This window comes from Methylobacterium sp. Leaf93 (assembly GCF_001422345.1).
Taxonomy (GTDB): Bacteria; Pseudomonadota; Alphaproteobacteria; order Rhizobiales; family Beijerinckiaceae; genus Methylobacterium; species Methylobacterium bullatum.
This window is the reverse complement of record NZ_LMMS01000028.1, coordinates 76197-102792: the sequence shown is the minus strand read 5'-3', so window position 1 is coordinate 102792 and position 26596 is coordinate 76197. Positions and strand designations below refer to the sequence as shown.

General features: G+C 67.7%; 21 protein-coding genes. 9 read left to right on the top strand and 12 right to left on the bottom strand.

The annotated features are described in order from the left end of the window. Position 1: 1 nt before the first annotated feature. The 7 genes from ASF26_RS18205 to ASF26_RS18175 all read right to left on the bottom strand — a co-directional run bounded on the left by ASF26_RS18205 (position 2) and on the right by ASF26_RS18175 (position 8193). Entirely contained in the window at positions 2 to 1225 is a 1224-nt protein-coding gene (locus ASF26_RS18205; RefSeq protein WP_056257244.1) for a glycosyltransferase family 4 protein, read from the bottom strand. Next, the gene (locus tag ASF26_RS18200) at positions 1222 to 2067 is read right to left on the bottom strand and encodes a sugar phosphate isomerase/epimerase family protein (protein ID WP_056257239.1); all 846 of its coding nucleotides are present in this window, start codon (positions 2065 to 2067) and stop codon (positions 1222 to 1224) included. Before ASF26_RS18200 ends, ASF26_RS18205 begins: the two co-directional genes overlap by 4 nt. Beyond that, a complete protein-coding gene (locus ASF26_RS18195; protein ID WP_056257238.1) occupies positions 2064 to 3650 on the bottom strand; it encodes a YcaO-like family protein in 1587 nt (528 codons plus the stop codon). The genes ASF26_RS18200 and ASF26_RS18195 overlap by 4 nt, the downstream gene beginning before the upstream one ends. 188 nt (positions 3651 to 3838) lie before the next feature. Beyond that, entirely contained in the window at positions 3839 to 4864 is a 1026-nt protein-coding gene (locus tag ASF26_RS18190) for a Gfo/Idh/MocA family oxidoreductase (RefSeq protein ID WP_056257234.1), read from the bottom strand. Continuing rightward, on the bottom strand, positions 4864 to 6048 hold the full coding sequence (locus ASF26_RS18185; RefSeq protein WP_056257224.1) for a methyltransferase domain-containing protein: 1185 nt from the start codon (positions 6046 to 6048) through the stop codon (positions 4864 to 4866). The genes ASF26_RS18190 and ASF26_RS18185 overlap by 1 nt, the downstream gene beginning before the upstream one ends. Positions 6049 to 6079: 31 nt before the next feature. Further along, positions 6080 to 6976 carry a hypothetical protein gene (locus ASF26_RS18180; RefSeq protein ID WP_056257580.1) on the bottom strand — a complete coding sequence of 299 codons (897 nt, stop codon included), beginning with the start codon at positions 6974 to 6976 and terminating at the stop codon, positions 6080 to 6082. Positions 6977 to 6999: 23 nt separating this feature from the next. Then, on the bottom strand, positions 7000 to 8193 hold the full coding sequence (locus ASF26_RS18175; RefSeq protein WP_018044958.1) for an inositol-3-phosphate synthase: 1194 nt from the start codon (positions 8191 to 8193) through the stop codon (positions 7000 to 7002). A gap of 316 nt (positions 8194 to 8509) precedes the next feature. Between ASF26_RS18175 and ASF26_RS18170 the strand changes: the two genes are divergently transcribed. From ASF26_RS18170 to ASF26_RS18155, 4 genes are all read left to right on the top strand, one after another. Next, positions 8510 to 9700, top strand: a complete 1191-nt coding sequence (locus ASF26_RS18170; RefSeq protein WP_082477696.1) for a transglycosylase SLT domain-containing protein — start codon at positions 8510 to 8512, stop codon at positions 9698 to 9700. A 160-nt stretch (positions 9701 to 9860) separates the two neighbouring features. Continuing rightward, positions 9861 to 12335, top strand: a complete 2475-nt coding sequence (locus ASF26_RS18165; RefSeq protein WP_056257223.1) for a PBP1A family penicillin-binding protein — start codon at positions 9861 to 9863, stop codon at positions 12333 to 12335. Between the two features lie 210 nt (positions 12336 to 12545). Continuing rightward, a complete protein-coding gene (locus ASF26_RS18160) occupies positions 12546 to 12980 on the top strand; it encodes a MarR family transcriptional regulator (RefSeq protein ID WP_056257219.1) in 435 nt (144 codons plus the stop codon). Then, a complete protein-coding gene (locus ASF26_RS18155) occupies positions 12902 to 13762 on the top strand; it encodes an NADPH-dependent F420 reductase (protein WP_280136365.1) in 861 nt (286 codons plus the stop codon). Before ASF26_RS18160 ends, ASF26_RS18155 begins: the two co-directional genes overlap by 79 nt. Positions 13763 to 13865: 103 nt before the next feature. Here ASF26_RS18155 and ASF26_RS18150 read toward each other — a convergent pair whose 3' ends face one another. Further along, on the bottom strand, positions 13866 to 15335 hold the full coding sequence (locus ASF26_RS18150; protein WP_056257214.1) for an AMP nucleosidase: 1470 nt from the start codon (positions 15333 to 15335) through the stop codon (positions 13866 to 13868). A gap of 248 nt (positions 15336 to 15583) precedes the next feature. Here ASF26_RS18150 and tsaA point away from each other — a divergent pair, with 248 nt between their 5' ends. Then, entirely contained in the window at positions 15584 to 16141 is a 558-nt protein-coding gene (gene tsaA / locus ASF26_RS18145) for a tRNA (N6-threonylcarbamoyladenosine(37)-N6)-methyltransferase TrmO (RefSeq protein ID WP_056257212.1), read from the top strand. Beyond that, on the top strand, positions 16138 to 16833 hold the full coding sequence (locus tag ASF26_RS18140) for a GDSL-type esterase/lipase family protein (protein WP_056257209.1): 696 nt from the start codon (positions 16138 to 16140) through the stop codon (positions 16831 to 16833). Before tsaA ends, ASF26_RS18140 begins: the two co-directional genes overlap by 4 nt. Here the strand turns inward: ASF26_RS18140 and ASF26_RS18135 are convergent, their stop codons facing one another. From ASF26_RS18135 to ASF26_RS18125, 3 genes are read right to left on the bottom strand one after another with little or no spacing between them, the layout of a single operon-like run. After that, positions 16834 to 19932: an efflux RND transporter permease subunit gene (locus ASF26_RS18135; protein WP_056257206.1), complete on the bottom strand. Its 3099-nt coding sequence runs from the start codon at positions 19930 to 19932 to the stop codon at positions 16834 to 16836. It abuts the gene before it with no gap. 46 nt (positions 19933 to 19978) lie between these two features. Continuing rightward, positions 19979 to 21064, bottom strand: coding sequence for an efflux RND transporter periplasmic adaptor subunit (locus ASF26_RS18130; RefSeq protein WP_056257203.1), 1086 nt, complete (start codon positions 21062 to 21064; stop codon positions 19979 to 19981). Continuing rightward, positions 21061 to 22179, bottom strand: coding sequence for an efflux RND transporter periplasmic adaptor subunit (locus ASF26_RS18125; RefSeq protein ID WP_056257574.1), 1119 nt, complete (start codon positions 22177 to 22179; stop codon positions 21061 to 21063). The genes ASF26_RS18130 and ASF26_RS18125 overlap by 4 nt, the downstream gene beginning before the upstream one ends. Before the next feature lie 101 nt (positions 22180 to 22280). On the opposite strand from ASF26_RS18125, the gene ASF26_RS18120 reads away from it, so the two are divergent. Then, the gene (locus ASF26_RS18120; RefSeq protein ID WP_056257198.1) at positions 22281 to 22874 is read left to right on the top strand and encodes a TetR/AcrR family transcriptional regulator; all 594 of its coding nucleotides are present in this window, start codon (positions 22281 to 22283) and stop codon (positions 22872 to 22874) included. 6 nt (positions 22875 to 22880) lie between these two features. Here ASF26_RS18120 and ASF26_RS18115 read toward each other — a convergent pair whose 3' ends face one another. Further along, complete coding sequence (locus tag ASF26_RS18115) at positions 22881 to 23780, bottom strand: histone deacetylase (RefSeq protein ID WP_200925964.1); 900 nt, start codon at positions 23778 to 23780, stop codon at positions 22881 to 22883. A gap of 163 nt (positions 23781 to 23943) precedes the next feature. On the opposite strand from ASF26_RS18115, the gene ASF26_RS18110 reads away from it, so the two are divergent. Next, positions 23944 to 25104 (top strand): ceramide glucosyltransferase, encoded by a 1161-nt coding sequence (locus ASF26_RS18110; protein WP_056257565.1) that lies wholly within the window; start codon positions 23944 to 23946, stop codon positions 25102 to 25104. 97 nt (positions 25105 to 25201) lie between these two features. Beyond that, positions 25202 to 26578 carry an ethanolamine permease gene (eat, locus tag ASF26_RS18105; RefSeq protein ID WP_056257194.1) on the top strand — a complete coding sequence of 459 codons (1377 nt, stop codon included), beginning with the start codon at positions 25202 to 25204 and terminating at the stop codon, positions 26576 to 26578. Positions 26579 to 26596 lie beyond the last annotated feature (18 nt).

Below are 26596 nucleotides of genomic sequence, written 5' to 3'. Positions count from 1 at the left end.
GTCAGAGCAGGTGGGGCTCGGCGCGGAACCGGCAGGCGGGATCATGCGGCAGGGTGTCCGCGAAGTCAGTCCGGGGCCGCTCGCCCGCGACCTCGGCATAGACGTCCATGATCTGGCGGCCGACCGCCGTCCAGGAATAGACGCGGCGGCACTCGTCGAGCCCGTCCCGGGCGAGACGCCGGCGCAGGGGCTCGTCCTCGATGACGCGCTGGAGCGCATCGGCGAGGGCTTCCACGTCGCCGGGACGGACCAGCAATCCGTTCTCGCCGTCGCGCAAGCAGTCGGACACGCCCACCGCATGGGTCGAGACCACGGCGAGCCCCGCAGCCATGGCTTCCAGGATGGTGTTGGAAAAGCCCTCGGCATAGGTCGGCGAGACGAAGACGTCCGCCTGTCGGTAGAGGTCGGGCACGGTGTGGTAATCCGCGTAGCCAGTGAAGCGGATCTCGGCCTCGGAAAAGTTCAGCTCGGCAGCACGGGCCTTCGAGGAATCCACGTCGGGCCCGATGCCGGAGACGATCGTCTCGAACGGGACCCCGCGCGAACGTAGCAAGCCGAGGGCGTCGATGAAATCGAGCACGCCTTTCCGGCGGTCGACCCGGCCGTGATAGAACAGCCGCACCGGCCCCGCATGACCCAGGGGACCGGGGGTGAAGCGCGCCGTGTCGACGGCGCCGGGCACGATGGTGAAGCGGTCCGAGTCGGAACCCAGCCGGTCGCAGACCTCCTCAATGAAGGAGCGGCCTCCGATGAGGAGGGCGTTGGCATGGGCCAGCACCTGGCACATGGCCACCCGATGGGTTTCGCAGCACGAGCCGACCCAATGGCCGTCGCCGCCCTGGATCGAGACGACGTTGGGAATGCCGATCCGCTTCGAGGCGAGCAGCGTCGCCCAGCCGGTTGGATAGCCGTATTGGGCATGGAGAAGATCGAAGGGCTGCCGAGCGTGCTCGGCCACGATGGTCTCCACGATCGTCTCGATGTCGCGCTCGAAATCGCCGTTCGTCTGCTCGCCGACCTGTTCGAGGCCGATGACGTGCACACCCGGTACTGAGGGCGGCGGACCACCGCCATAGACGCGGGTGCCGAATGCATCGCCCCGGTACTGGCTGATCATCGTCACGTCGTGGCCGGCATCGACCAGTTCGCGCAGCAGGTTCTGCGCGTACACGCTCATGCCGGAAATCGCCGGGAAGTAACGGCGGCTGACGAAGCAAATTTTCACGCGTTCACCTCTGCCTTATGGTTGCGGCAGGTCCGCAGATAGTCCAGCGATCTCGGCACCATGACGTCGGCGCGGTGGCTCTCGCGGGAGAGTTCGACGCAGACGAGGCGCTGGAAGCCGATGGCGTCGAGGGCATCGAGCACACCGGCGACGTTCATGTCGCCCTCACCGAAGGGCAGGTGGATATGCTCGCCCCGCGCCATGTCCTCGATGGCCACGGTACCGATCACGTCGGCGAATTCCGCCACGGCCGCCGCCGGATCGCGCTCGCCGGTCACGAGGCAATGGCCGGTATCGAGGGCGAGCCTCAAGCCTTCGATGTTCAAAGCGGCGAAATCGTCCAGGGTCTCGACCAGCATGCCGGGTTCCGGCTCGAGGCAGGCGACGATGCCCTGCTCACGGGCATAAGCCACGATCTCGGCGACGCCATCGCCGAGCCAGAGGCGGGCCTCGTCCCGGTCGATGCCGGATCTCGGGACGCCGGCCCAAAACGACACGGCTTCCGAATGCAGGATCACGGCGATGTCCACCGCGCGCTTGAGGAACCCAACCCGCCGGGCGCGCCCGGAAGCGTCCGCGCTCACGAGGGTCGGCTCGTGCTTGGCCCTTGGGTCGAGGAGGAAGCGGGCACCGGTCTCGACGACACTGCCGAGGCCCAGCCGTTGCAGCCGGCTCGACACGCGCTGGGCCTCCTGGACCCAGTTCTCGGCGAACGGATCGAGATGGTGGATGTCGAGAGTCAGTGCCACGCCCTGGTAGCCGGCATCGGCAATGAGATCGATGGCGTCGTCCAAGCGATGGTTGGCCGTGCCGTTGGTGTTGTAGGCGAAACGAAGGGTCATGCGGCCCTCCCCTGCTGTTCGAGGCGGAACGGCGCGTGATGCGATTCCGGCTCGCGGTAGAGCGGGTAATGCCGCCCGACGATCTCGTCGGCCAGGGCCACGTCGAAGAGCGGCTGGCCGCCGAGACGATCGAGCGCTTCGGGGGTGAGACGCACGGGGAGCTTCGTCTCGCTGGCCTCACCGAACGTGATCAGCGGATGGTCCCGCTCGATCAGTTTGGCGGCGTTGCGCTCGCCGATGCGGTGATAGCTCATCGTCTCGACTTCCAACCCTGGTACGATCGCCTTGACCACACCGACGCTGCCGCCTGGCGGAGAGCAATCGACGTAGAGAACGTCGAACCCGGCCTCTTCGAGGCGCTCGCGGGCAATCCGTCCACGGGCATGGCCGTCGGAAGCCTCCGTCGTCGGCAGGTCCGTGAACGCCTTGGTGCTGCGCTCGGAATAGACCGTGTCCTTCAGGACGTCGCGTAGCCCCTCCGGCGGCAGGACGATCCATTCGAGCATGGCCTTCAGGGCGCGGCTCTCTTCGAGGTCGAGGCTCGGGAGAGCCTTCTGGATGAAGGCTTTGACGTAGCCCGGCGGCGTCACCTGTTCGGCGAAGGAAAGTGGGCCGTGGCCGAAGGCCTTGCGCACGCGGGCCGCCTGGAATTCGAGGAGCGCCTTGCGTAGGGCACGCTCGCGGTCGGGATCGCAGGCTTCGCCGCAGGCGGAGAGAGCCACGGGGACCGGAGCGTCGGCGGGGTTCCGGTCGTGGCCGACGACGTAGATGTTGGTGAGACCGAACTGGTCGGTGGCGAATTTCGGCAGCGCGCGGATGCCGAGATCGTCGAGACGGGCGAGCATCGCCCGGTTCTCCGGGCCGATCCCGTCGAGATCGAGCATCACGCCCTGGTCGAGGGCGCGGAACAGCAGGCCGTTGCCATCGCGCTGGAGCAGTTCGAGCAGGCCGTGTCCGAGGGCGAAATCCACGTCCGGCCCGGCGCCGAGCCCGTTGGTGATGAGGTTGGTGAAGGGCTTGTAGCCCTCCGACAGCTCGAAATAGTCCGTGGCCGCGATATCGAGGGGCATCAGAACGGTCTCGCCCGTGAGCGCCCGGACGCTCGGTGTCCATTCCAGCACCGTGTCGCGGCCCACCGGGGAGCCGGCGGGCAGGCACAGGGTGAGCGGATCGGCCACCGAGCCAATGCCGAAGACCTTGGTCAGGTCGTGATAGGAGCCTCGCTCCTTCTTGCGCGGCATGACAGCCAGCGACGGCATCAGGTTCTCGGCGATCTCGGCCACCGCGCCGATCAGCGCCTCGTCGTCGGTGGCGCCGTAGCCGATGCCGCTCGGCATGGCGCCGACGAAGAACGGATCGTCGAGGAACAGCGAGACGAACCAGACCGGGATGCCGGTCCGGTCAAGGGGGGCCAGGGGGAAACCGACGATGCGCCCCTTCGGCAGGATGTCGAGATAAGCCCGCACGGGCTCGGGCAGCGACGCGGGCAGCCCCTCGACAACCCGTGGGCCGCCATAGGTGTAGGGCCGGGGGGACTTGATGCGCGGGTCGCGCGCCCGGGCGTCCTGATCGTGTTCGCTCATGTCGGTCGTCCCTCAGTTCCGGATAGTCCCACCCATCGACCTCATCCTGAGGTGCCGCAGCCTAGCTGCGGCCTCGAAGAAGGCCTCCAGGACCGAAAGCGATCCCTGGAAGTCTCTTTCGAGGCTGCTTCGCAGCACCTCAGGATGAGGTCCGGGGTGAGAAGCAAGTAGGCGTCGCGGCCCGCGTTCTAGTCCCCAATGACCCGCGCGTTCCGGCAACCTTCGTAAGCCCGCGCCAGAAGCCGCATCGTGTGAAGGTCGCGCTCGGCGCTGTAGGCATCGCGCTCGGCGGGTCGGCGAAGGGCGGAGCCGAAGGCACGGACCTGTTCGAGGAAGGGCGAGGCCTGTACATCGAAGGAGATGGCTTGCACCTGCCCACTGACACCGTCGGTGAGGCTGAGCGTGCCGCCCGCCACTTGTCCCATCGTGTCGACGGCGGTGAGTGCCCCCTTGGTGCCGATCACTTCGAGGCGGCGGCGCGGCAGCGCGTCCGGGCAATTGTAGGCGACGTGAAGGTTCGCGAGGATGCCGGAGCTGGTACGACCGATGAGAAGCGCGCCGTCATCGACGGCGTAATCCTGCGCCCTTGCCTGGGTCAGCGCGGCGATGTCCTCAATCGATTCGTCGAGGAGGAAATCAACGAGGTCGATGCCGTGGGGTGCCAGATCCATCAGCGCTCCCCCACCTGCCTTCAGCGGGTCGATGCGCCAATTGTCCTGGCCGGCGAAGGAGGTCCAAGCCCGGTCAAGCCAACAGGCATAGACGATGCGGATGGTGGTGACGGCGCCGATGCGGCCCTGGCGGATCGCATCGCGCATGGCCTGGTGTGCCGGGTGATGGCGCTGGTCGAAGGCGGTGCCGTAGAAGATGCCGCCTTTCCGGACCGCCGCGACCATCGCCTCGGCATCGACGAGCGAGGCTGCCATCGGTTTTTCGCAGAGCACGGCCTTGCCCGATGCGGCCAGGGCTTCCACCGCCTCTCGGTGGAGGTGGTTCGGGGTCGCCACGTAGACCGCCTCGACCTCCGGCTCCGAGAGCAGACCGGCGATGTCGGCATGAGCGCGAGCGCCTTCCGCCTCGGCGGCAGCGCGCGATGCCTCTCCGGGATCGGACACGGCAACGAGCCGATGCCCGGCGCTGCGGATGCCGGGCGCCATGTAATCCCGCGCGACCCAGCCGTAGCCGACGATGCCCCAACCGATGGAATCACCCATCACCAGCGCTCCGGAAGGACAACGAACTCGCGGCGGCGGACACGGTCCTTGTGGGGCGATTGCTCCCCGCCGACCCAGTCGAGGATCTCGGGTCCGTCCGAATGCGACGGATAGGTGACCCGGGACGCGTATTCCGCCTCGTAGCGTTCGGACGGCCAAGCGACGGTGTAGCCGCCCGCCGGATCGGGCGCATAGAGAGGGTTGAGGCGAAGCGACGTTCCCTCGGTTGGCCAGGTCAGACCATCGAGAATGGCGCGCGGGGCTGGCCTCATTCCGGCGCCGGCGACCACGGAGAACGCCTCCACATGTCGCAGGTCGGCCGGGCGCCGTGGCGACGGCGCGCGCTTCTCGACGAGGGCGCGGGTGAGTTCGTCGTCATCGTAGACGAGAGCGTCCGGAAACAGCTCCTCGATCTCGTCCGCCGAGACCGCCCGACCAGCCGAGAAACCCGGCCGCTCGGAATTGTGGATGTGGCTGAGGACGAGCCAGCCGTCTTCGCCGGCATTCTGGCGGAGGCATTCGAGCACAGCCGGCTTGTCATCGAGGAAGTAGAAAGCGTCGTTGCAGACGACGAGATCCACCGGCGCACCCGGGATCGGCCAATGCGGCGAGCCGGCGTCGAAACAGATGAACTGCGCCGTCTCGCCGACGACCCAATGGCGCGCCACCCAAAGCTTGGCGAAGACGACGTCGGCGCCCGCTACCTTGACACCGCGCGCCTGGATCTCGCGCAGATAATGGCCGATGCCGCAGGCGAATTCGAAGACGCAGAGGGGGTCGTTCCAATGCGCCTCGAGGAGCGTCAGCCCGGCCAGGAAGGTCGGGTCGGTCCAGCGATGCAGGAAGTAGTCGCCGACCCGGCCCCAGCCGAGAAGACGCACGGCGTCCCGCAGACTGGCCTTGCTGCGGTCGCTGACGAGGGCATGGAGGTCCAAGGGATCGGCCGGCGGACCGGTCCACCAATCGTCCTGATCGGCGAGCAGACCTTCCAGGGCGAGATCGTCCTGCCCGTTGTCGAGCAGGGCGAGCGTCGCCTCGACAAGGTCGTCGCGCCCGGTCCGGAGGTAGGGAATGCCATCCACGACGGGCCAGCGCGCATTCGTCTCGACGTCGCGCAGGGAATGCGGCGTGTCGGCTTTGAGCGCGTGCCCCGTGTGAGGGGAGAGGAGGTCGAATGGGATCATGACACCCGGCCCATCCTGCCGCAGCGGGCCATCACGGGATTCGCATGTCCCTGAGGACCCGATCGTGGAAGCCTTTCACCGGGCCGGCATGGACCAGTTCCAGGTCGTCGAGCACGGTCGTCATGGTCAGGGACGCAGCCTTAAGGTGCTGGGAAATCTGAAGAACCCGGTCGATGCAATCGGCGGCGTGGAAGGCGCGACCCTCAGCCGTCGCATCGTCGGGCAGGACGGCACGCGCCCGTTCCACGGTCTCGCGCAAGGGGGCGTCCAACTCGTCGAGAGCCCATTGCGTCGTCCGCGCCATGATCGGAGCGAGGTGGTCGCCGAGCAGCATTTCGCCGGTGAAACCGGCATCGGGCATCGCCGCATTGTGGAAGTGGTGGCTCATGGCCGCCAGAAAAACCACGGTGGGGTCGGCCCGGTAGAACGGGCTGAGGACGACCCCATAGACCGCCACCATCAGGCAATGTTCGGCATGGTTCTCGGGCGGCTCGAGCAAGATGCGAGGCTTGCCGGGACAGGTCACGCCGGCCCTCGGCTGGTGGCTCAGTGCCGCCACGAAACCCGGTAAAGGACCGCCATGCACCACCCCGTTCGAGCGCAACGCGTCGGCCAAACGCCGCTTCAGATCGGGGTCGACCGTGGCGGTGACGGCGTCGAGTCCGGACGCCAGAATGTCGCCGATTTCCGCCTCGCCGAGACCGGCAGAGGCGAGGAAAGCGGCGTCGAGGTCGCAGAGCCGGGAGGCCGCGAGCGCCTTGGCGGTGATGTCGATGGCGACCGTCTCGGGATCGGCACCACCCGTCAGCGCCGACCAGCCTTGGGCGAACAGCCGCTCGGCGATGGAGCCGATGCGGCCGGCGGAATGCACGCGCTTGAGGTCGTTGAGCTCGACGAACAGCTCACGCAGCGCGAAGGGGGCAGCCATGCCGCCCCCCGTATCGGACGCGATCATTGCTGGCCGCCGAGCCACTCGAGCAGCATGTGCTGCTGCTTGCCGAAATCGTGCTCCGGCCCATGGCCGTTGGCGACCATCGGTGCCTTGAAGAACGATGACAGCTGCTCCTGCGGTCCGCTCTCGCCGCGCTTCTTGGCGAGGTCGAGAACGCGGGCGATCTCGATCACCAGAGGTGCGGCAAGGATGGAATCCTTACAGAGGAAGTTGACCTTGATCTGCATCCGCTGACCGAGAAATCCGGTGACGTCGATATTGTCCCAGGCTTCCTTGTCGTCGCCGCGCGGGCGGTAATAATGGATGTGGACCAGATGGTCCTCGACAGGATAGCCGAGGATCGAATCCAGCACCGTACCCTTGGTGTTGAGCTTCGACTGGAGCGAATCCTTGTCGTTCAGGGCGAGACCGTCGCGGTTGCCGAGGATGTTGGTGGAGAACCAGCCATCCACGTGCAGGGCACGGGCCTTGAGGGCCGGCGCCAGGACGGTCTTCATCATGGTCTGGCCGGTCTTACCGTCCTTGCCCGCCAACGGTACGCCGTTCTCGCGGGCGAGTTCGAGCAGGGCCGGGATGTCGGCGGCCACGCTCGGGGTGAAGTTGGCGTAAGGCACACCGCTCTGGATCGCCGCATAGGCATAGAGCATCGCCGGGCTGATCGCCTCGTCGCTGGAATCGAGACCCTTCTCGAAAGCGTCGCGGGAGTTCAGTGCGGGCGCATCCAGGTTTGGCCAACGTTCCGTGGAGGCGAGGTTGATCACGACGACTTCGTCGAGGTTGCTCTCCAGCCGAAAACGACGAAGATCGTTCGCGATGACGGAGACCGCCTCGCGGTGGTCGGCGGCGACGATGCGGTTGGCACCCTCAATGTTCTTGCAGAACTTGGCGCTGCCGACAGCCGGCCAGGGCTTGATGCCCTTGAGCACCTGGGCACCGTTCTCGATATCCTGCTTGGTGAGCACGCCGTGGCCGGTGGCGGCTGAGGCGAGATCGTCGTCGTTGAGATCCCAGCCGCCGAAAACGAGATCCTTGTAATCGGCCAACCCGGCCACCGAGAGGCCTGCGAGAGGCAACCCGTCGAGGCGGTTCGATCCGGATTTGATCATCTCGATGCCGGCGATGGCGGTGGTGGCGACAGCGCCACCCATACCGACGAAGGCAACGCCGACACGGCGACCGGTCTGCATGCTCATTGGAAAAAGGCTTCCTTCAATGGGTCCATCGGGGCGTGTCTCATCGACGTTGTGAACCCGCCCTCCGGGACCATCGTAACTGGGCTACGGAGCCTTCGTTCCAACCCCGGCCAGAATGCCTTTTTGACGCGGGCTCTCTGAACCGCACCCGAACGATTACTTAAAATATCGTTAAATCATAGCCTTAACCGTTCCTTAAGCGTGCCACGCTTGAATCACGGAGCTGTCCCATTGTGGTCACAGCTCCCAGCGAGATGTCCGCTCGCTGAACTGATCGAAGCCGCGTCCTAGAACGCCGCGGCACGAACAAGGAACAATGATGGGGCTTTTCCCGGAGCCGGCGCATCGCGCCGACGACGCGTGCCGTCTCGTGCCTGACGAGACCCAGGATCGTGACGAGACTGTGGCTTGGCTGAAGCCCGGCTCCCTTCGCGGCAGGAAGAAGGCAAGCACCACGGTATCGGCCAAACTCACCGTCGCGAAGATCGCGATCGGCCTGCTGCTCGGCTCTGGGTTGCCGCAGAGCGCCCTGGCGCCCGCAGCGACCGCCCACGACCGCATCGACATCCGCGCCTACGTCGCCAGCGATTTCGCGGCGGCCACGATCGACAAACCCACGGATTGGGATGGGGTTCCCCTCCTCGACCAGGAGCCTGCGACGGCCAGCCTGATCGAAAGCGACCTCGCCTCTCTTCCCCAGAGCCGCGAGAGCGACGGCCGGGACGTGCTTCGGTTCGGCGACATGAATGTGCCGCGCGACATCGTCGAGACGATCCTGAAGGCGTCGTCCGAGACCGGGGTCGATCCGGTCTACATGATGGCGCTGGCCGACAAGGAATCGAGCTTCTCGACCACCGTGAAGGCCTCGACCTCTTCGGCGGAGGGGCTGTTCCAGTTCCTCTCCGCCACCTGGCTCGAACTGGTGCGGACCTATGGCGCCCGCTACGGCTATGAGACCGAGGCCAACGCCATCACCGGCCGCGGCAGCGCCATCACGATCCAGGACGAGGCCACCCGCACCCGCGTGCTGCGCCTGCGCCAGGACCCCTATGTGGCGGCCCTGATGGCCGGCGAGTTGATCAAGCGCGACCGCGCCCGCATCGAGCAGCGTATCGGCCGCGAACTGAAGACCTCCGAACTCTATCTCGCCCATTTCCTCGGGACGTCGAGCGCCGGCAAGTTCCTGACGCTGAGCGACGACAACCCGGACCTCGTGGCCAAGCAGGCTTTCCGCGCCGCCGCCCGCGCCAACCGCAGCCTCTTCACCGCGAAGGCCGGCAAGCACCGCCGCAGCCTCACCGTCGCGGAAGTCCGCGAGCGCCTCGGCGACATGATCGACCGCCGGCTCGACCAATATGAAGGCGTCACCGCCCTGGTCGGTACCCAGGACGTCACCCCCGGGACGAACAGCGATCCGAGCCAGGCCTCGGCCCTTCTCGATGCCAGCCTGCGCGTTTCGGCCCCGACCCAGCGGATGCAGGTGACCGAGGCTTTGCCGAGAGAGTGAGGACTCGGAGGAGATTCGGCGCTCAGGCTGTATGGGACCAAAGGGCATGACGACGCCGCTTCCGGCATGGCGTCCACGGTTCTTTCCGGTCTAGAACCGCCAAATCAGCGCCGACGGTAAGCCGACGGGACCTGCACTCCTGGATGACGACCGGCGGCCGATGACAGATCTAGAACCGGAACGGCCGAAGGCTCCTGAGGTGCCGGATGCCCGAACCGCCGCCCGCGAAGCCGGACAGGCGGCGCGCGTCCTCTTCAGGCATCTCGGTTTCCTCCTCGCAACGGCCTTCCGCGGCCTCGCGCGGGGCTTGCTCTTAATGGGGCGCGCTGCCGGGCGGACGCTCGGCACCCTCGGTTCGCGGCTCACCGCACGCACCCCGTCAGCGCGAGCGAGCGGCACGGGCACTCCACCTGCGGCAGGGATCGCTCCGGCGGCGCAGACGGTACAATCGGGCTGGCGCGGTCGTCTGCGGCAACGGCCCTACCTCGCCGCCGGCCTCGCGGCCCTCGCCCTGCCGCTGGTCTTCGTCGCTGGCCTCGTCCTCTACAGTTTCGCGACCCTGCCCCCGCTCGGCGGCGTGGTGCCGGAAGGCGGCCAGCGCGCCCTCACGGTGGAGGCGGATGACGGAAGGGTCTTCGCCACGCGCGGCGCCTTCCAGGGCCAGAAGCTCACGGCGGCGGACATGCCCGCCCATCTCGCCCAAGCCGTGGTCTCCATCGAGGACCGGCGGTTCTACTCGCATTGGGGGGTCGATCCGCGCGGGCTGGTGCGAGCGCTCTGGCGCAACACCGTGAGCGGCGGCGTGCGCGAGGGCGCGTCCACCATCACGCAGCAATATGTCCGGCTCACCTCCCTGACCCAGGAGAAGACGCTGCGCCGGAAGATCCAGGAGGCGTTCCTGGCCCTGCGCGTGGAGAGCACGATGTCGAAGGAAGACATCCTCCTCGGCTATCTCAACACCGCCTATTTCGGGGCCGGCGCCTACGGCATCGACGCCGCGTCGCGGCGCTATTTCGGCAAGGGCGCGAAAGCGCTGACGCTTCCCGAGGCGGCGATGCTGGCGGGCCTCGTCCGCGCGCCGTCACAATTGGCGCCGACGCGCAATTTCGGCGGCGCCAAGGAGCGCGCCGACATCGTGCTGCAGACCATGGTCGAGACCGGCGCGATCACCGCCGCCGAGGCCGACAAGGCACGCGCCGAGACGATCACCCTGCGCACCCCGCCCGAGACGCCGCCGGGCACCAATTACTTCCTCGACATGGTGTCGGCGGACGCCAAGCGCCTGTCGGACACATCCGGCGACGTCACCCTGCGCACCACCCTGAACCTCGATCTGCAGAGTCTGGCGGAGGGCGTCGTCGCCCGGCGGCTCGATGCGGAAGGGGGCAAGAAGAAGGCGAGCCAGGGCGCCATGGTCGTCCTGAACAAGGAGGGCGCGATCCTCGCCATGGTGGGCGGGCGCGACTACGAGGACAGCCAATTCAACCGGGCGACCCAGGCCAAGCGCCAGGCCGGCTCGCTGTTCAAGCTGTTCGTCTACCTCACCGCCTATGAGAAGGGCCTCTCGCCGGAGACGGTCCTGGTGGACCGGCCGATCCAGATCGGCGATTGGGAGCCGCAGAATGCGAGCGGCCGTTTCCGGGGTGCGGTCCCCCTCCGCACGGCCTTCGCGCAATCGATCAACACCATCGCCGCGCAACTCGCCGATGAGATCGGCATGGCCTCCGTGATCGAGACCGCGCGCAAGCTCGGCGTCACCTCCGACCTTCCGAACGTCCCGAGCCTGGCGCTCGGCTCGGCCGAAGTCTCCCTGCTGGAGATGACACGGGCCTATGCCGGCGTTCTGGCGAGCGCCCAGCCCCTCGACACCTATGGCGTCCATGCCATTCGCGGGGCCGGCCCCGACCCGCTCTACCTGCGCCCCGACGCCAAGCCGGCGACGCCGCTGCCGGGCGAGAGCCGCGCGATGATGCTGGATTCGCTCCAGGCGGTGGTAGATAGCGGAACCGGGCGGGCCGCGCGGATCACCAACCTCGCGGTGGGCGGCAAGACCGGGACGACGCAGGATTACCGCGATGCCTGGTTCGTCGGGGTGACTCCGGACCTCGTCGTCGGCGTCTGGGTCGGCAATGACGACAATTCCTCGATGAACAAGGTCGGCGGCGGCGACCTGCCGGCGGCGATCTTCAAGGATTTTACCCAGCGCGCCACCGTCCAGATGGCGTCACGGCGCAAGCGCCCCTCGGCCGCCCGCGCCGAGCCGGCCCCCGCCGCCAAGGAGACCAGCGCGGCCGGGGCGTTGCGCGGCGTGCCGGAGGTGATCGATACCGGCACTCTCTCGTTCCGTGGCCGGACGGTGCGCCTGCTGGGCGTCGATGGCGAGCGCGGCGCCCTGGCGCGCCAACTCGCGCGCTATCTGCGCCGGCGCGAAGTCGTCTGTGCCCCGGCGGCCGGCGAGGCGACCGACGAGGCGCAGCCCGCGGGCCTGCGCTGCCAGATCGACGGCGACGACCTCGCCTCCCTCATCCTCACGGCGGGCGGTGCCCGCGCGTCGGAGGATGCCCCGTCGGACCTTCTGGCGGCGGAGGAGCAGGCCCGGTCCGAGCGGGCCGGTTTATGGCGGCGCGAGCGGTAGGATTATTCCGGGCAACCGCTCGTAGCGCTCGCCCTGGCTTTCTCGCTGGCCACCGTCGCCAGCGGCCCCCTTCGCGGGCTCGGGCTTTCGCTGCGTGAATCCACTCACGCGGCTTCGCGCTATCGCCCCGTCGGATTTTACGACCGAAGTTGACAGGCAGCCATTCCCCGCCCATTTGTGTAGTACACTACATGATAGCAAGCTGCACAAATGAGCCTGGACCGACGAAGGATCGCGACGGAGTTTTCCTTCGCGCTCAACGCCGCCGCCAACCGCATGGTGCGGCTGCACAAGCCTTTCCTCGAGCCGCTTGGCCTGACGTTCTCGCAATACCTCGTCGCCCTCGAATTGATGAACGGCGCACCGCTGACCGTGGGCGAGTTATGTGTCCGCCTCGACATGGAGACGGGCACCCTGACGCCGCTGCTCAAGCGGCTGGAGGCCGCCGGCGTGGTGACACGGACACGCGACGCCTCCGACGAACGCCGGGTGCTGATCGATCTGACCCCGCATGGCCGAGCCCTGGAAGGCGCGCTTCGCGGCATCCCCGACAGGATCCGAACGGCGTGTCAGCTGACCCCGGAGGCCATCGAAGAGCTGCGCCGCACTCTCGACGGCCTCGCACGCCCGGTCGCCGCCCCGTGAGGGATGCGGCCAACCCAAATTCAGAGGACACAGGCATGAAAATCGGCGTCATCGGCACCGGCAATATCGGCGGCACGCTGGCCCGCAAGCTCAGCGCAGCGGGACACGAGGTCCGCGTGGCGAATTCGAAAGGCCCCAACGGCGTGCGCGCCTTCGCCGAGGAGATTGACGCGACTCCCGCCGATGCCCACGGTGCCATCGCGGGCGCGGACCTCGTGATCCTGTCGATCCCGTTTCCCGCCGTCGCCCAGTTGCCGAAAGACCTGTTCGACGACCTGCCCGAGGCGATCCCGATCGTCGACACGGGCAATTACTATCCCGGCCTGCGCGACCCGCAGATCGCCGAACTCGACGCAGGTAAGACGGAGAGCGTCTGGGTGTCGGAACAGATCGGCCGCCCCATCGTCAAGGCGTTCAACAACATCCTCGCCCATTCCCTCGCCGAACTCGGGCGTCCGGCGGGTGCGCCCGACCGGATCGCCGTCGCCGTGGCCGGCGATGCCGAAGCGGCGAAGCGGACCGTGATGGACATCGTGGACGAGGTCGGCTTCGACCCGGTGGATGGGGGATCGCTGGCGGAATCCTGGCGCCAGCAGCCCGCCACCCCGGGTTATTGCTGCGACCACGACGCGGAGACGATGCGCGAGGCCCTGCTCGCCGCGGTGAAGGGAGAGGCGCCCAAGACCCTGAGCCGGGTCTATGGCCTCTTGGGAAAACTCGGTCCCAATCCCAGCCATGCCGAGATGATCGCCATGAACCGTTCGGTGCATGCGGCCGACTGAGAGCGGACAAACCGTAACCCGGGACCATTCGCGGCTCTGCGCCGATCCGATGGCACCGGGGCGGCGTCCCACATCGTCCCTCGGTCGCCGGCCTTCGGACGGCCTACCGGAACGGCGGTTCGTCGAAGCTCCTCAGCTTGCGCGAATGCAGGCCGTTGCGGTCGGCGCGGAGGATATCGAGGGCGGACAGGCCGATGAGCAGGTGCTCGGCCACCGCCCGTTCGTAGAAGGCGTTGGCCGCCCCCGGCAGCTTGATCTCGCCGTGGAGCGGCTTGTCGGACACGCAGAGGAGCGTGCCGTAGGGAACTCGCAGACGGTAGCCCTGGGCCGCGATGGTGCCGCTCTCCATGTCGACGCCGATAGCGCGGGAGAGGTTGATCCGCCGCCGCTCCTGGCTGAAGCGGAGTTCCCAGTTGCGGTCGTCGTAGGTCACCACCGTGCCGGTGCGCAGGCGCCGCTTCAGGTCGTCGCTGGTCTCGCCGGTGACGCTGGCGGCCGCGGCCTGGAGCGCGAGTTGGACTTCGGCCAGGGCCGGCACCGGCACGTCCGGCGGAACCAATTCGTCGAGGATACGATCCCGGCGCAGATAACCATGGGCGAGGACGTAATCACCGATGGTCTGCGACTGCCGCAACCCGCCGCAATGGCCGACCATGAGCCAGCAATGCGGACGCAGGACCGCCAGATGGTCGGTGATCGTCTTGGCGTTGGAAGGGCCGACGCCGATGTTGACCAGCGTCGTGCCCTGCATCGACCCGTCGGGGCCGCGCGCTACGAGATGGTAGGCCGGCATCTGGAACTTGTGCCAGGGGGACGCGGCGATGAGGGCCGCCGGATCGATGCCCGCCGCCTCCTCCCGCGAGACGGTGATGCCGCCGGGCAGGATCATGCGCTCGTAGCCGTCCCTGCCGCTGGCGAGCAGCTCCAAGCCGTGCCGGATGAAGCCGTCGACGTAGCGATGGTAGTTCGTCAGCAGGATCCACGGCTGGACGTCGCGCCAGTCGCAGCCGGTGTAATGGACGAGGCGGCGCAGGGAGTAATCGACACGGATCGCGTCGAACAGCGCCAGGGGCTTCGGCTCTTCGGCCGGCGCCACCCAGAGGCCGTCCGCGATCTCGTCTCCCACCACCGAGAGCAGCGGGACGGGGAAATAGGTGGCCAGATCGCGCGGGGTGATCCCGCTGCCCGAGAGGTTGGCGCCGGGCTCCAGCACATAGGGATAGGGTATCTCCTGCGCGCTCAGGCCCACTTCGAGGGTCGCACCGTAATCCCGGATCAGGGGCGTCAGCTGCTCCAGCAGGTACGGCCGGAAATGCGCCGGCTGCGTCACCGTGGTGGCGTAGGTACCGGGAGACTGGAACTTCGCCGTCGCGCGGGAAAAACGCGGGATCGGGCCGGACGGATGATAGGTGATCCGCAATTCGGGATAGCGGAACTGGAGCCGCTCGGCATGGTCGGGCGCGGCGCCCCCGTCGAGATAGCGGGTCAGGGCGGTCTGGAGCGACTGGATCGCACCCGCGTACAAGGCGGCGAGACGGTCGACGGCGGTCTCGGCATCGCCCACGGATTCCATCGGGCGCCATTCGCTGGTGGTCACGCTCTCTCCTCGAAAGGCTTCGGCTTGAAGGCAGGCGATGCCGAAGGAACCGCCGTGGACCCTATGCAAGAAACCTATACCGCACTGGCGCCCGATGGAACGATGCGGCCCGCATGGCGGCTCGCTGTCGACCGGCTTGCGCACGGGGGCGAGTTGTCCGACATGCTCGCTTCGAACGGCTCGGGGCTCCTCCGGGCACCGCCTCTCCAAATCCGATGCGTCTCATGAGCGACCCGATCGACCGGCGGCCCGGCGAAGAGACCGTCACGCTGCCCGCCTCGCACGATGCCGGGCTCTATTTCATCGGCCATATCCGGACCCCGTGGGCGAGCAGGGCCGAATGCCCCAAGAACGGGCTTCAGACCGACGCCATCTGCACACTGGAGGTCGATGCCACCTTCGCCCCCGGCTTGCAGAACGTGGAGGGGGTGAGCCACCTCATCGTGCTCTACTGGATGGACCGGGCAGCGCGGGACATCGTGCGCCAGATGCCGCGCCATGCGGAGGGCAGCCGGGGCACGTTCTCCCTGCGCTCGCCGGCGCGCCCCAATCCCATCGCGCTCTCCGTGGTGGAACTCCTCGGCATCGACGGGCCTACGTTGAGCGTCCGGGGGCTCGACTGTCTCGACGGCACGCCGCTCCTCGACATCAAGCCCTATTACGCCACGACGGATTCGCGGCCGGACGCGACCATCGACAGGGCCGGCACCGCGAAGACCTCGGAGGTATCGGAAGCCTTCGAAGTATCGAAGACCCGGGACGTGTCGGGAGCGGCCCGGTGAAGGCTCTGCGCCTCGGTCTCGCCGGGTTGGCAATCCTTGGGGTCGGCTTCGCCATTGGTTGGATCGAGAAGCCACTGCACCTCAACGCCCGGCTCTACGCCACGGACCGGCTACCTTCGATCCAGGCCCATCTCGACGATGCACCGAACGGCTACATCCTCCTCGCCGGCGATTCGCAGGCCGAGTTGCAGAGCCCGGCCCAGCGGGTCTGCGGTACGGAGATCGTCAATGGCGGTATCAGCGGCGCATCGGCTTCGGTCTATGCCGATCTCGTGGCCAAGCTGTCGGTGAAGACCCGCGCCCGCGCGGTGGTGGTCTTCATCGGAACCAACGACCTGCAGCGGAAGAAGGAGCCGTTGTCCGACAGGACCGCCCGGGGCTTCGACGACGCGGTGGAGCGGATCGTGACGCGGCTGCAGGCCGGCAGCGACCGTGTCGTGGTCGCCGCCGTTCCGCCCATCTCCCGTTCGGTGGAAAAGCGCCTCGAACCGGCGGCGGTCGTCGCGTACTCCGCGCGGATCGAGGCCCTGTGCCGGCGTCTCTCCTGCCGGTACGTGGACCCCTACGCGGATCTGCGCGACGGCGACACCGGGTTCGCCCTGCCCGGCGCCTTGCGCGACGCTCTGCACATCACCGATTATCGCCGCGTCATGCGGGCCCTGGAGCCCGCACTCTGCGCCGCAGCGCCCTGATCAGGCCTCGGCGTGATGGCCCGCCGCCGGGGCCGTCGATGCGCCGCCCGCGGGGCGATCCCCCTTCGGAGCCTTGATGCGGTACCAGCCGACATAGAGCGCGGGCAGGAAGAACAGGGTGAGGAAGGTGGCGGCGATGATGCCGCCGATCATGGCGTAGGCCATCGGACCCCAGAAGACCTCCCGCGCGATGGGGATGAGGGCGAGGCTCGCCGCACCGGCGGTGAGCAGGATCGGCCGCATCCGGTGGCAGGTCGCCTCCACCACCGCATCCCACGGGGCGTAGCCCTCGCGGTCGTACTCGTCGATCTGCATCACCAGGATCACCGAGTTGCGGATGATGATGCCGATGAGCGCCAGCACGCCGAGGATGGCGACGAAGCCCAGCGGCTTGCCGAAGGGCAGCAGGATCGCCACCACGCCGATCAGGCCGAGCGGCGCCACGCTCGCCACCAGGAACAGCTTCTGGAAGCTCTGGAGCTGGATCATCAGGAACATCGCCATGGCGAGCAGCATCACCGGCGCCACCGCCGCGATGGGTCCGCTGCCCTTGGCGCTCTCCTCCACCGCACCGCCGACCGCGAGGGTGTAGCCGTCCGGCAAAGTCTTCTCGAAGGCCTTGATGGCCGGATCGAGGGCGTTGACGATGGTGGGCGCCTGGGTGTCGTCGACGATCGCCGCCCGCACCGTGATGGTGGGCAGGCGGTCGCGGCGCCAGACGATGGGCTGTTCGAGTTCGTAGCTCACGGTGGCAAAGGCCAGAAGGGGCACGACGCTGCCGTTCGACAGCGGCACCTGCAGGCTTTGCAGCGTCTCGACGGAGTTGCGTTCCGCCGCCTGGGCGCGGCCGACCACGTCCACGAGGTAGATCGAATCGCGCACCTGCGTGATCGAGCGACCGCCGACGATGCCGTTGAGGAGCCCGGCGATATCCTCCGAGGTGACGCCGAGCTGGCGCGCCTTGTCCTGGATGATGTCGACCTTCAGCACCTTGCCGGGCTCGTTCCAATCGAGGTTCGGCAGGCCGACATTCGGGCTCGATGCGACGATGTTGCTGAGCTGGAGCGCGAGGCCGCGCACCTTCTGGAGATCGGGTCCGCTGAGCCGGTACTGGATCGGTCGGCCCACGGGGGGGCCGAGATCGAGGGAGTGGACGAAGACGTCGGTGCCGACGAACTCCTTGGCCGCCAGCGCCTCGAATTTCTGGATCATCTTGTCCCGGGCCTCGAGCGACGAGGTCACGACGATGATCTGGCCGAAGAACGCGTTGCCGAGCTGCTGGTCCAGGGGAAGGTAGAAGCGCACCGCGCCCTGCCCGACATAGGAGCTCCAGCGCAGGATCTCGGGATCGCCCCTCAGCGTCGCCTCGAACCGGTCCATCTGGGCCTTGGTCTCGGCGATGCTGGCATTCTGCGGCAGGGTCATGTCCACGAGAATTTCGGGACGGTCGGAGGCCGGGAAGAACTGCTGCTGCACGAACTGGATGCCGTAGAGCGACAGGCCGAGCAGGCCAACGCATAAGGCCACGGTGATCCAGCGGAACCGCATGGCCGGGAGCAGCATCGCGCGGAAGGTGCGGAGCAGGAAACTCGGTTTGTCGTGGTGCTTCTTGATCGTCTTGGGCAGGAGCTTCACGCCGATGAGCGGCGCGAACAGCACCGCCACCACCCATGAAATCAGCAGCGAAGCCGCGATGACCACGAACAGGCTGTAGGTGTATTCGCCGGCCGCCGAGCCGTTGAAGCCGATGGGCAGGAAGCCCGCCACGGTGACCAGCGTGCCGGTGAGCATCGGGAAGGCGGTGGAGGTATAGGCGAAGGTCGCCGCCTTCTTCAGCGTGTCGCCCACCTCCAGCCGCGCGACCATCATCTCCACGGTGATCATGGCGTCGTCGACGAGGAGGCCCAGGGAGATGATGAGCGCGCCAAGCGAGATGCGCTGCAGCGTGACGCCCATCACCTGCATCACCACGAAGACCACGGCGAGGACGAGGGGAATCGAGAACGAGACCACGAGCCCCGCCCGCCAGCCGAGGCTGATGAAGCTGACGCCCAGCACGATGACCACGGCCTCGATCAGGGCCTTGGTGAAGCCGCCCACCGCCTCTTCGACGATCTTCGGCTGGTCGGAGACGAGGTGGATGCCGACGCCGTAGGGCAGCTCGCCTTCGAGCTTCTTCATCCGCGCCTTGAGGTCGTGGCCGAAGGTCAGCAGGTTGCCGGAGGGCTGCATGGCGATGGCGAGGCCGATCGCCGGCTGGCCGTTGAACCGGAACAGGGCCGTGGGCGGATCGGTGAAGCCGCGCGATATCTCGGCCACGTCGGACAGGCGGAAGAACCGGTCGTTCACCCGCAGGTTGATGGTCTTGAGGCTGTCCTCGGAGACGAACTGACCGCCGACCCGCACGGAGACGCGCTCGGGGCCGGCCTGGATCACGCCGGAGGGGGCGATGGCGTTCTGCGCCTGCAGCGTCGCGATGACGGCGGCCTGGTCGACGCCGAGGCCGGCGAGCTTGCGGGTGGAGAAGTCGAGATAGATGACCTCGTCCTGCGCGCCGAGGAGCTGCATCTTGCCGGCATTGTTGACCTTCTTGAGGTCCGCCCGCACCCGCTCCACGTAGTCGCGCAACTGGCGCATCGAGACACCATCGGCGGTGAACGCATAGACGTTGCCGAAGACGTCGCCGAACTCGTCGTTGAAGAACGGCCCCTGGATGCCCTGCGGGAAGGTGCTGCCGATATCGCCGATGCGCTTGCGCACCTGATAGAAGATGCCCGGAATGGTCTTGGGCGGCGTCGTCTCGCGCAGCTGGACGAAGACCGTGGTCTGCCCCGGCGTGGTGTAGCTGCGGCTGAAATCGACGGCATCGATCTGCTGCAATTCCTTCTCGATCCGCTCGGTGACCTGATCCAGCGTGTCGCTGATCGTGGCACCGGGCCAGCGCGCCTGCACGATCATGGTCTTGATGGCGAAGGGCGGGTCTTCCTCGCGGCCGAGCTTCTCGTAGGCGAGGAAGCCCGCCAGCATCGAGACGAGCATCAGGAACCAGACGAAGGAGCGGTGCTCGAGCGCCCATTCGGACAGGTTGAAGTTCTTCACGGGCGGCTCTCGCGTGACGCTGAACGGATCGGCGCGGCTATTGTGTCTATTGCGGCTTGTCGGACAGGCGGACGCGCTGGCCTTCGCTGAGACTGCGTGCACCCGCGAGGACGACACGGTCCCCCGGTTTCAGTCCCTCGGTGACGGACACGCGCTGGTCGTTTCGTTCCGCCAAAGTGATGTCGCGGCGGTGCACGGAATCCCCGGCCTCGCTCACGATCCAGACCGCGCTTCGACCATCGGCCTCGAAGACGGCGGTTGCCGGCAACAGGAAACGCGCTTTCATGTGGCGCGAGAGCCCGACGGTGATGGTGGAGCCGAGGCGGAACGCCTCCGGCGGCTTCAGCAGTGTCATTCGAATGCGGCGGGTACGGGTCTTCTGGTCGGCGAAGGGCGAGATCTCACGGACTTTGCCCGTCGCCGTCACGTCGGGGGCACTCTGAAGCGCCACGGTGAAGACCGCATCCTTCGGCATGGCTCCGACCAGATCCTCGGGGATGTCCACCACGGCCTCGCGCTCCTCGGGCCGGGCCAGGGTCGCGACCGCCTGTCCGGCGGAGAGGACCTGTCCCACTTCCGCGCTGCGGACGGTGACGACGCCGTCGAAATCCGCATGCAGCTCGGTATAGCCCATCTGGTCGCGGGCCTTCTGCAGGTTGGCCTGGGCCTGGGCGAGACGGGCCTGGGCGGTGTCGCGGCTCGCCACGGCGCTGTCGAGCCGTGCCTGGCTGACATTGCCGTTGGCGATCAGCCGCCGCTGCCGCAGCTCCGTGGCGTTGGCATTTTCCGCCTGCGCCGTGGCATCGGCGAGTTCCGCCTCGGCGCGGGTGAGAGCGAAGCGGGTGACGATGGGGTCGAGGGCGGCGATGCGCTGACCCTTCTTCACCACGTCGCCCACCGTCACGTCGCGGGCGATCATACGGCCCGCGATCTGGAACCCGATCTCCGACTGGTATCGGGGGGCCACGAACCCGGCGAAGGGCCCGAACACGATGGTATCGACGGGCTTGGCCTCCGTATAGAGCACGGGCCGCACCGGCGGCGGTCCGGCCTCCTCCTCCGCGCCATGGCAGGCGCCGAGGCCGGAGAGGGCCACCCCGATCAGGGCGAAGCGGATGCCGGAGCGGATCATCGGGCGGTCTCCTCGGCCACGGCGACGGTCTGGCCCGGCCGGAGGAACTGGATGCCGGCGACGACCACCTCCTCGCCCGGCTCGACACCGCCGGACAGGGCGATGGTGTTGGGCGAATACCGGTCGATGGTCACGTTGCGCGGGGCGACCTTGCCGCTGGCCGGATCACGCACCCACACGGCGGGGCCGTTCTCCCAGCGGTAGAGCGAGGACCAGGGCAGGACGATGGCCGTCTGCGGCCTGAACTTGCCGGTGCCGATGACGATGGCGCCGAGGGACATGGCGGCGGGCGTGTCCTTCAGGCCGACCTTGACCCGCACGGTGCCGGAGGCGGCGTCCACGCTCGGCGAGATCTCCCGCACCGTGCCGACGGTCCGCACCTTCGGGTCCGCCTGTAGGGTAATCTCCACCTGCTTGCTCTCGGGAGGGGTCGCGAGCACCGCCTCGAACACGTTGAACACCGCGTCGCGCGGCCCGTCCTCGGCCATGGTGAGAACGGTCTGGCCGGCCTGGACCACCTGCCCCACCTCGAAGCTGCGGCTGAGCACGATGCCGTCCACGCCCGCCTTCAGGTCGGTATAGGAGAACTGCTCCTGGGCGGTGCCCAGTGCCGCCTTGGCGGATTCCACCGAGGCCTGGGTCGTGCGGAGCTGCTGCTCGGCGTCGTCATAGCTCGGCCGCGTGGTGTATCCGCTGGAGAGCAGCATCTCCTGGCGCTTGAAATTGACCTTGGCCTGGGTCAGCAGCGCCTCGGCCGAGGTGAGCGCGGCCTGCGCGTTGTTGAGATTGGCGCGCTGCTCCTGCGGATCGAGCCTGGCCAGAACCTGGTCGGCGGTGACGTGATCGCCCACTTCCACCAGACGCACGGCGATCTTGCCGTTGTTGCGGAAGGCGACGTTCACCTGCGACTGGGCCTGGATGTCGCCGGTGAAGACGAGATCGGCCGCGATGGTGCTGCGCTCGGCCTTCGCCGTGCGGACGGTGGCGAGGCTCTTTTTCGAGGGAGCCGGGCCGGGTTGGCCGGCATCGTCCTTCGCCTGCGCCGGGAAGCAGGCCAGGGCGGCGAAGCCGAGGCAGGCCACCGTCAGGGCGCCTCGGTACCGTCGAATGGACATGGTCGGACCGGACACTGTGACCCCATCCCGCAAAAGCTCTATCGAAACGCCTGTCTATCGGTTATCTTACCGACCGTCCAGACGGTTTTTAGGGTGTGAACATGGCGAAGCCGCGCACACGGCGGGAGGATCGGCCGAGCGTCATCCTCGATGCGGCCGAGAGCCTGATCCGTCGCGCGGGCACGCGCACCCTGACCATCGACGCGGTGGCGGCGGAGGCGGGCTTGAGCAAGGGCGGGGTCCTCCACCATTTCTCCTCGAAGGAAGCGCTCATCACGGCCATGGCCGAGCGCAAGCTGAAGGAGGTCAAGGAGGGCATTGCCAAGCTCGAAGCGGAGCAGGTGCCGGGCCCCTCGGCCCTCCCCCTCGCGCTGATCGCCCATGCGAGGCAGGTCTATGCGGAGGAAGAGGGGTTCCCGCGGGCCTTCCTCCTGGCCTCGGCGGAGAATCCCGAGGCCTTCGCCGGATTCAACGCCTTCCTCAGCGAGCGACTCGCCGCCCTGGAAAAGATCGAGACCTGTCCGGGAATCGGTGCGGCCTTGGTTTTCTCGACGCTGGGGCTGCTGATCTCCCGGACGCTGGGCTTCCATTCCATGGAGGGCGCGCAGTTGGAGCGGCTCTTCGACGGCCTCGAAAAGGTGGCGCGCTGCGTGACCGAGGGCGAGATCCCGCCGGATGCGTGCGGGACGCCCTGAGCGGCTTCACGCGAGGGCGGCCATGGCCTGGAAGACGAGGGCGTGGCGGGCGGCCAGGGCGTCGATATCGGTGGCATAGCCGCCGCCGATCACCGCCACGAGGGGAATGCGGCGCCGTCGCGCCTCTCCGATGACGTAGCGATCCCGTGCGGCGAGGCCCGCATCGGTCAGGGCCAATCGCCCGAGCCGGTCGTCCATGTGCGGATCGACCCCGGCATTGTAGAACACGATGTCGGGCGAGAGGCCGTCGAGGAGGCCCGGCAGATGCGCCGCCAGAACGGCCGCGTAGGCCGCGTCGTCGACGCCATCGACCAAGCCCAGATCGAGGTCGCCGGGGATCTTGCGCGTCGGGTAGTTCTTCTCGGCGTGGATCGAGAAGGTGAACAGGTCCGGCGAGCCGGCGAGGCAATCGGCGGTGCCGTCGCCCTGGTGCACGTCGCAATCGACCACCAGCGCCCGGCGGATCGTGCCCTCGTCCTGAAGCGCCAGGGCGGCGACCGCGACGTCGTTGAACACGCAGAAGCCCGCACCGGTCTCCCGCCGCGCATGGTGGCTGCCGCCGGCGGCGCTGCCGGCGAGGCCATGGACCAGCGCCAGCCGCGCCGCCGCGAGGGTACCGCCGGCGGAGGCACAGGAGCGGGCCACGACGCTCCCGTCCACCGGCAGGCCGATCTCGCGCTCGATCTCCCGCGAGACCGAGCAGGACAGGACCGCGTCGACGTAATCCGAGCGGTGCGCGCGCTTCAGGAGGGCCGCATCGGCGGGCTCCGGCCTGACGAAACCGGTAGGAGCGAGGCCGAGCTCCGCCAGCGTTTCGGCGAGGCGACCGTATTTCCGCATCGGGAACCGGTGCCCGTCCGGCAGGACGGCCTGATAGGCGGGATGGACGACGATGGGTGGAATCATGTCGGGTCGGCGATCTGCCACGTTCCGGTCACACCGGCCCCTTCCCTGCGACGAGGAGCCGATCGACTCCGCATGTCTGTCATACGACTGAAACAGCCTGCCTGTTACGGCCTCGGGCATGGGCTGGTTCCGTCAGACGGCGGATGCCCCGGGGGAGCGCAGCATGATCGGCAGCATCGAGACCGGCGCGATCGTCGCGCTCTCGCTCTGTGCCGCGCTGACCCTGGTCAATTGTCTCAGCATCGCCATCGCCGCATGGCGCATCGGCCGCACCCGCGGCACGCCGAGCTTCCCGAGCGCGGCACCCATCTCCCTCGTGCGCCCGGTCTGCGGCCTCGAAGCGTTCAGCGAAGAGATGCTGGAGCGCGGCTTCCATCTCGCCCATCCGGATTACGAGCTGATCTTCTGCGTCGCCGACGGCCGCGATCCCATCGTGCCGCTCCTGCATCGCCTCATGGCGTCCCATCCGGCGGTGCCGGCGAAGCTCATGGTCGGCGACGAGCGTATCAGCGACAACCCGAAGCTCAACAATTGCGTGCGCGGCTGGGAGGCGGCCCGCCACGAATGGGTGGTGCTGGCCGATTCCAACGTCCTGATGCCGCCGGACTACCTGCAGCGGCTGCAGGCCTCGTGGCGGCCGGATACGGGCCTCGTCTGCTCGACGCCCATCGGAGCGCGGCCGAACGGCTTCTTCGCCGAACTGGAATGCGCCTTCCTCAACACGCTTCAGGCGCGCTGGCAATATACCGGCGAGAGTCTCGGCCTCGGCTTCGCCCAGGGCAAGAGCATGCTCTGGCACAAGCCGTTCCTCGACGGGCATGGCGGCATCCGGGCACTCGCCGCCGAGATCGCCGAGGATGCGGCAGCGACCAAACTCGTCCGCGCGGCGGGCAAGCGGGTGCATCTCGTGGCCTCGCCCTTCGACCAGCCCCTCGGATTTCGGACGTTCCGCGAGGTCTGGTCGCGGCAGGTGCGCTGGGCGCGCCTGCGCCGCGTCACCTTCCCGCATTTCTTCGGGCCCGAGATCGGCTTGGGCGCGGTGTTGCCCTTCGCGATCGCGGCTCTCTGCGTCCCCACCTTCCCGGTCGTGGCCAGCGTCGTCGCCATGGCGATGCTCTGGTACGGGGCCGAATACGCCCTCGCCGCCCGCGCCGGGTGGCACCGCTCGCCCCGGCTCCTCCTCGCCTTCCTCCTGCGCGACGCGATCCTCCCCGTCATGTGGGTGAGCGCCTGGATGCAGAGCGCCATCGTCTGGCGCGGCAACGCCATGGACATCCGCCCCAAGGAGACGCCCCGCCTGCGCACCCGCGCCACGGCGGCATGAAGACGGATACGGACTTTCAACCCGACATTCCGCGCGCGGCAAAACTCTTGCTTGGCCATATCCCGACGGCAGCCTTCGCCGACGACGGGAAGCCACTATGCAAAGCGAATCCACCGGCCTGCATAAGGGCCTGAACGCGTTCCATCTCTGGGGTATCGCCGTCGGCCTCGTGATCTCGGGCGAGTATTTCGGCTGGAGCTACGGCTGGGCCAGCGCCGGGACCCTCGGCTTCCTGGTGACGACGACCTTCATCGCCGCGATGTACGTCGCCTTCATCTTCAGTTTCACCGAGCTCACCACGGCCATCCCGCAAGCCGGTGGCCCCTTCGCCTATAGCCGTCGCGCCTTCGGCCCCGTCGGCGGCTGCATCGCCGGCTACGCCACGTTGATCGAGTTCGTCTTCGCGCCCCCCGCCATCGCGCTGGCCATCGGCGCCTATCTCAACGTCCAGTTTCCGGGCCTCGACCCGAAACACGCGGCGCTCGGCGCCTACCTGATCTTCATGACCCTCAACATCGTCGGCGTGCAGATCGCCGCCACGTTCGAACTGTTCGTGACCATCCTGGCGGTGGGCGAGTTGCTGGTCTTCATGGGCGTGGTCGCCCCCGCCTTCAGCTTCTCCAATTTCGCGGCCCACGGCTGGGCCGGCGAATCCACTTTCAGCCTCGCTGCAATCGGCGGCATGTTCGCGGCCATTCCCTTCGCGATCTGGTTCTTCCTCGCCATCGAGGGCGTCGCCATGGCGGCGGAAGAGGCCAAGGACCCCAAGCGCACGATCCCCATCGCCTACATCACCGGCGTGCTGACGCTCACCGTCCTCGCCTTCGGCGTGATGATCTTCGCCGGCGGCTCGGGCGACTGGCGCACTCTGAGCAACCTCAACGACCCGCTGCCCCAGGCCATGAAGACGGTGGTGGGCGAGTCGAGCGGCTGGCTGCACATGCTGGTCTGGCTGGGCCTGTTCGGCCTCGTAGCGTCGTTCCACGGCATCATCATGGGCTATTCGCGCCAGATCTTCGCCCTCGGCCGCGCCGGCTACCTGCCCGGTTTCCTCGCCAAGGTGCACCCCCGCTTCCAGACCCCGCATGTGGCGACGGTGGCCGGCGGCCTCGTCGGCATCGCCGCCATCTACAGCGACAACCTCATCGAGATCGCGGGCCAGTCCCTCACCGCGAGCATCGTCACCATGGCGGTGTTCGGTGCGCTGGTGATGTACGGCATGAGCATGGCGGCCCTGTTCAAGCTGCGCCGCAGCGAGCCCGACCTCGCCCGTCCCTACCGGGCGCCGTTCTTCCCCGTCGCCCCCGCCTTCGCCCTGGCCATGGCCGGCATCTGCTTCATCGCCCTGGTCGTCTTCAACCCAGTGATCTTCGCGATCTTCCTGGCCGTGATGGTGGTCGCGGTCGCCGCCTCGCATTTCCTGGCGAAGCCGGTGCCGGCTAGTCCCGCCGCGACGCTCGATCCGGTTATCTGAGGGGCGGGGGCTCGCATC